Source organism: Xanthomonas sp. SHU 199, assembly GCF_000364665.1.
GTDB lineage: Bacteria > Pseudomonadota > Gammaproteobacteria > Xanthomonadales > Xanthomonadaceae > Xanthomonas_A > Xanthomonas_A sontii.
Genome location: NZ_AQOI01000143.1, coordinates 1 through 5,562, shown reverse-complemented (window position 1 = coordinate 5,562; position 5,562 = coordinate 1). Strand labels below are relative to the sequence as shown.

Genomic DNA, 5,562 nt, shown 5'->3' with positions numbered 1-5,562 from the left:
TGCCGACGGCAGCGCCAGCCGCCAGGGCAGTGCCAGCGTCCAGCGCGCCGACGGCGCCAGCGCGAGCAGCAGCGGCAGCCTGGCCCGGGCCGCCGACGGCACGCTCAGCGGCAGCCGCCAGAGCAGCGTCGATGGCACGCAGGGCAGCTACCAGGGCAGCACCAGCGTGCAGGACGGCAGCATCGTCCACACCGGCACCTGCACCGATGCGAGCGGCACCGTGGTGCCGTGCCGGCCGTAGGCGAGGGTGCGGTGTCGGGGGAAGTTCGGGGGCATGGATGCGCCTGTCCGCGGCCGACTTCACGGCCTCGTCACGGCCAGGAATGGATGCCGTGGCGGGGCCGGAATCGGCCGTCGGCGGCAAACCGTTGCCAGGCTTAGGTTTTCGTAATTTCACCCATATTTAGCGTTGACGTCGTCGGCCGACCCCACTATCTTGGGGTGGTCGGTTCCGGCGGCTCCAAGCCGCGGGATCAAAAGGGAAGCCGGTGCGGCGTGCCAACGCCAAGTCCGGCGCTGCCCCGCAGCGGTAATTGGGAACGAACCCGTCATCCGCACTGAGGCGCCCGCCTTGGGAAGCGACGGGCTAGGAACCGGCCACGGCCGTTGCCCATCAGCCCGAAGACCTGCCGACAGCCGCGCGAAGCACACCGCGCGGCGCCGACCGCGCGCTCTCCGGGGGGAGAGGGTCGGTGCAGCGTTGACCGCCCGCAGGCCCGGTGCCTGCGCCGTTTGCAGTCTTCGCGACACCGCCTGCCCACCATTGAACCCGGTCGGACCGCTGCCTGCGAGGGTCGGGCGGCCGCGTGCACCACGCTTGGAGACCTTCATGAGCCAGACCCACAGCCTGCCGGCCACCGCGTCCGTCGACGCCGCCGTCGACCCCACGACCGCTGCCGCCACTGCCCAGCCGGAGCCGACGGCCAGCAGCGAGCCGAGCAACGACCAGCGCGCCGTGACCTGGATCGTCAAGGACGGCGGCAACCGCCGCATGGCCTTCGACCGCTCGCGCCTGCAGCGCACCCTGGACCGGATCCACGCCGAGTTCCCGCAGCTGGACGTGAGCGACTACGAGCGCAAGGCCTTCGCCTTCATCGAGAAGAAGGAAAGCCTGTCGGCCGACGACATGGTCGACTACCTGATCCGCGAGGCCGAGTCGCGCGTGGACATCGCCACGCCGGAGTGGGAGTACTTCGCCGCGCGCCTGTACCTGGACCGCCTGTACAAGCGCGCCAGCAAGAACCGTTTCTACGATGCCGGCGAGAAGTACGGCTCCTACGTCGGCCTGCAGGAAAGCCTGGCCGACCGCGGCGTGTACTCGATCGACATCCTCAAGAACTACTCCAAGGACGAACTGGCCGAAGCCGGCCGCATGATCGATCCGGAGCGCGACAAGCTGTTCGCCTACAACGGCCTGTACCTGCTGGCCACGCGCTACCTGGCCACCGATAACTCGCGCAAGGTCTACGAGCTGCCGCAGGAGCGCTGGCTGACCATCGCCCTGTACCTGATGCAGGACGAGAAGCCGCGCGAGCGCCGCATGCAGCTGGTCGGCGAGGCCTACTGGGCGCTGTCCAACCTGTACATGACCGTGGCCACGCCGACCCTGGCCAACGCCGGCAAGATCGGCGGGCAGCTGTCGAGCTGCTTCATCGACACCGTCGACGACAGCCTGCAGGGCATCTACGACTCCAACACCGACGTGGCGCGCGTGTCCAAGCACGGCGGCGGCGTCGGCGCCTACCTGGGCTACGTGCGTTCCTCCGGTTCGGCGATCCGCGGCGTGAAGAACTCCAGCGGCGGCGTGGTGCCGTGGATCAAGCAGCTCAACAACACCGCCGTGTCGGTGGACCAGCTCGGCCAGCGCAAGGGCGCCATCGCCGTGTACCTGGACATCTGGCACCGCGACATCGAGGCGTTCCTGGACCTGCGCCTGAACAACGGCGACCAGCGCCTGCGCGCGCACGACGTGTTCACCGCGGTGTGCGTGCCGGACATCTTCATGGAAGCGGTGGAGCGCCGCGGCGAGTGGTACCTGTTCGACCCGCACGAGGTGAAGGAGGTCAAGGGCTGGTATCTGCAGGACTTCTTCGACGAGAAGCGCGGCGAAGGCAGCTTCCGCGCGCGCTACGAGGAAGTGGTGGCCGACGAGCGCATCGGCCGCAAGGTGGTCAAGGCCATCGACATGTTCAAGCGGATCATGGTCAGCCAGCTGGAGACCGGCAACCCGTTCATGTTCTATCGCGACGAAGTCAATCGCATGAACCCGAACAAGCACCAGGGCATGGTCTATTCCAGCAACCTGTGCACCGAGATCCTGCAGAACATGAGCCCGACGCGGGTCATCCAGGAGATGATCAGCGGCGACCAGATCGTCACCACCAAGCAGGCCGGCGACTTCGTCGTGTGCAACCTGTCCTCGGTGAACCTGGGCCGCGCGGTGACCGCGCAGCCGGACCTGCTGTCGCCGGACATCCTGGAGCGGCTGATCCGCGTCCAGGTGCGCATGCTCGACAACGTCATCGACCTCAACGAGCTGCCGGTGCCGCAGGCCACCATCACCAACCAGAAGTACCGCGCGATCGGTCTGGGCACCTTCGGCTGGCACCACCTGCTGGCGCAGAAGGGCATCGACTGGAACTCGCCGGACGCCGAGGCGTACAGCGATTCGCTGTACGAGCGCATCAACTACCTGACCATCCAGGCGAGCCTGGCGCTGGCCAAGGAGAAGGGCGCGTACAAGGTGTTCAAGGGCAGCGACTGGCAGAACGGCGAGTACTTCACCAAGCGCGGCTACGACAGCGCCGAGTGGCAGGAACTGGCCGCGCAGGTGAGCGTGCACGGCGTGCGCAACGCCTGGATGGTGGCGGTGGCGCCGAACATGAGCACCGCGCAGATCGCCGGCTCCACCGCGTCGATCGACCCGATCTACAGCGCGTTCTACTACGAGGAGAAGAAGGACTTCCGCCGTCCGGTGGTGGCGCCGGGGCTGACCGTGGACACCTATCCGTATTACGAAAAGGGTGCCTACAAGGTCGACCAGTTCGCCAGCGTGCGCCAGAACGCGCGCCGCCAGCGCCACGTCGACCAGTCGATCAGCTTCAACTTCTACGTGCCCAGCGGCATCCGCGCCAGCACCCTGCTGGACCTGCACATGACCGCGTGGAAGGAAGGCCTGAAGACCACCTACTACGTGCGTTCCAACGACATCGACATCAGCGAGTGCGAGTGGTGCTCGAGCTGATCGCCGGCGTCTGACGCCCGCGCCGCGCGGCAGGCCGGTCCTGCCGCGCGCGTCCCGCATTCCCGCGCCGTCCGCCGGCGCCGTTCACCCGACTATCGAAGCACATCCATGGCCATCGCGCTCGACCGCATCAAGATCCTCGAACCGCTGCACCCCAACCGTTCCACCGGCATCATCAACGGCACCACCAGCGGCATCCTCAACTGGAACGACATCCCGTACCCGTCCTTCTACCGGGCGTACAAGGAGCTGTCGACCAACTTCTGGATCCCCGACGAAGTGGACATGAAGGGCGATGCCAAGCAGTACGGGGAGCTGTCGGCGCGCGAGAAGAACGCCTACGACTCGATCATCGGCCTGCTGGCCACGCTGGATTCGCCGCAGACGCGCTTCATCTACAACGTCGCCGAGTACATCACCGACCCGGCCGCGCACGCCAACGCCGCGATCATCGGCCAGCAGGAAGTGATCCACAACGAGAGCTACTCGTACGTGCTGGCCTCGATCGCCGGCCTGGCCGACCAGAACCGCGTGTTCGAGATCGCACGCACGCATCCGACCATCATCGCGCGCAACCAGCCGATCATGCAGGCCTACGACGACTTCATGCGCGAGAAGACCGCAGAGACCCTGCTGCGCTCGCTGATCCAGTCCTCGATCCTGGAAGGCATCAACTTCTATTCCGGCTTCGCGTATTTCTACAACCTGGTCCGGCAGAACCGCATGACCGGTACCGGCAAGATCATCAGCTTCATCAACCGCGACGAGCTGGCCCACACCAAGTTCATCAGCGAGCTGATCCGCGCCATCATCGGCGAGAACGCCGAGCTGCAGACCAACGAGCTGACCGACTACGTGCACCAGGCCTTCGAGCATGCGATCCGCCTGGAGACCGAGTGGTCCTCGGAAGTGCTCGACGGCATCGAGGGCATCGACGTGGACGAGATGATCCAGTACGTGAAGTACCGCGCCAACAAGATGTCCGGCATGCTCGGCATCGAGAAGCTGTACAGCGGCGCCAGCGACAACGTGATGCCGTGGATCAAGGCCTACGCCGACAACTTCACCGAGACCAAGACCGACTTCTTCGAGATGCGCAACGCCAGCTACAAGAAGACCAACTCGGACAACGGCTTCGACGATCTGTGAGGAGCCGGGATTGGGGATTCGGGATTGGGGATTGGCAAAAGCGAACCCCGCCCTGACGAATCCCGAATCCCCATTCCCGAATCCCCGCCCCATGCACATCCTGCTCGCCTACGCTTCGCTCAGCGGCAACACCCGCGACGTCGCCCGCCGCGTGCATGCGCAGTGCGAGGCGGCCGGGCACGCGGTCACCTGGATCCACACCGACCTGCAGACGCTGCAGGGCGCGCTCGGCGATGCCGCGCGTGCGGCGGACTTCGACCTGCATCTGCTCGGCAGTTGGAGCGACAACGCCGGGCGCACGCCGGCGGAGATGAAGCGCTATATCGCCGAGTTGGTCGAAGCGACAGGCAAGACGATCGACGTGGCGGCGTTCGGCACCGGCGAGACGCAGTGGGGGCTGGAGTACTACTGCGGTGCGGTCAAGCGCATCGCGCGGTTCTTCGACAGTGTTTATCCATTGCTGGAGATCGAGCAGATGCCGCATGGCGACCGCGACAACGCTGCGATCGACGCGTGGTGCGCGCAGGTGCTGGCGTTGCGCGCGGCGCGCGCGTCGTTGGCAGGCGATGTGCCGGTGGCCGCTGCCGAGTCCGCTCCCGCGGGCGCGGCTGGCTTCGCTGCGAGGGTGTTGCCGTTGCCTGGCAGCGGCTGACGCCGTCGTCGTTCATCCGTTTCCTGGCATTGCCGGCGTTCCCATCGCACGCCGGGCTTCTTCCGACATCAGACAAGGTTTCGTTCCATGCTCACCACCATCACCGTCTCCAGCCCCGAACAGTTCGCCGATGCGCTCGCCGCCCACCCGCGCGTGCTGGCCGATTTCAACAAGGACAACTGCCCGGGCTGCCGCATGCTCGACAAGTCGCTGGAGCGCTTCGCCGAGGGCGACAGCGCGCAGGGCGTGACCCTGCTCAAGGTGAAGATGGAAGACGTGGGCGAGGAGTTCTTCCGCGCGCAGGGCCTGCGCCAGACGCCGACGCTGATGCTGTTCCGCCAGGGCGAGGAAGTGGCGCGGGTGCCCGGTTTCGTGCCGCCGGCCAAGATCGACGAAGCGGTGCGCACGCATCTGGGTTGAGCGCTCGCGTTCCTCGTATCTACGGTTCTTTGTTTCGTCCGACAAGCAAATCTCAAGCGAAAGCAAAGGCTTTCGCCCTTTCGGGCGAGTTACTTTT

Annotated in this window: 4 protein-coding genes, 1 pseudogene and 1 riboswitch; all 5 genes and pseudogenes read left to right on the top strand. The window is 66.1% G+C overall.

The window, feature by feature from the left end:
* Nucleotides 1–241 (top strand): annotated as a pseudogene (locus D183_RS0106730) (hypothetical protein); the annotation flags it as partial.
* A gap of 188 nt (nt 242–429) precedes the next feature.
* A riboswitch (cobalamin riboswitch) is annotated at nt 430–648 on the top strand.
* A 181-nt stretch (nt 649–829) separates the two neighbouring features.
* A complete protein-coding gene (locus D183_RS0106725) occupies nt 830–3,244 on the top strand; it encodes a ribonucleoside-diphosphate reductase subunit alpha (RefSeq protein WP_017908331.1) in 2,415 nt (804 codons plus the stop codon).
* Nucleotides 3,245–3,352: 108 nt separating this feature from the next.
* The gene (locus tag D183_RS0106720; RefSeq protein WP_010340146.1) at nt 3,353–4,393 is read left to right on the top strand and encodes a ribonucleotide-diphosphate reductase subunit beta; all 1,041 of its coding nucleotides are present in this window, start codon (nt 3,353–3,355) and stop codon (nt 4,391–4,393) included.
* 91 nt (nt 4,394–4,484) lie between these two features.
* The gene (locus tag D183_RS0106715; RefSeq protein WP_017908330.1) at nt 4,485–5,045 is read left to right on the top strand and encodes a flavodoxin; all 561 of its coding nucleotides are present in this window, start codon (nt 4,485–4,487) and stop codon (nt 5,043–5,045) included.
* 87 nt (nt 5,046–5,132) lie between these two features.
* On the top strand, nt 5,133–5,465 hold the full coding sequence (locus tag D183_RS0106710) for a thioredoxin family protein (RefSeq protein ID WP_017908329.1): 333 nt from the start codon (nt 5,133–5,135) through the stop codon (nt 5,463–5,465).
* Nucleotides 5,466–5,562 lie beyond the last annotated feature (97 nt).

Excerpts from the sequence above, each read along its gene's own strand:
- D183_RS0106710 (WP_017908329.1), top strand. The coding sequence starts at position 5,133 with ATGCTCACCACCATCACCGTCTCCAGCCCCGAACAGTTCGCCGATGCG.
- D183_RS0106715 (WP_017908330.1), top strand. The coding sequence starts at position 4,485 with ATGCACATCCTGCTCGCCTACGCTTCGCTCAGCGGCAACACCCGCGAC.
- D183_RS0106720 (WP_010340146.1), top strand. The coding sequence starts at position 3,353 with ATGGCCATCGCGCTCGACCGCATCAAGATCCTCGAACCGCTGCACCCC.
- D183_RS0106725 (WP_017908331.1), top strand. The coding sequence starts at position 830 with ATGAGCCAGACCCACAGCCTGCCGGCCACCGCGTCCGTCGACGCCGCC.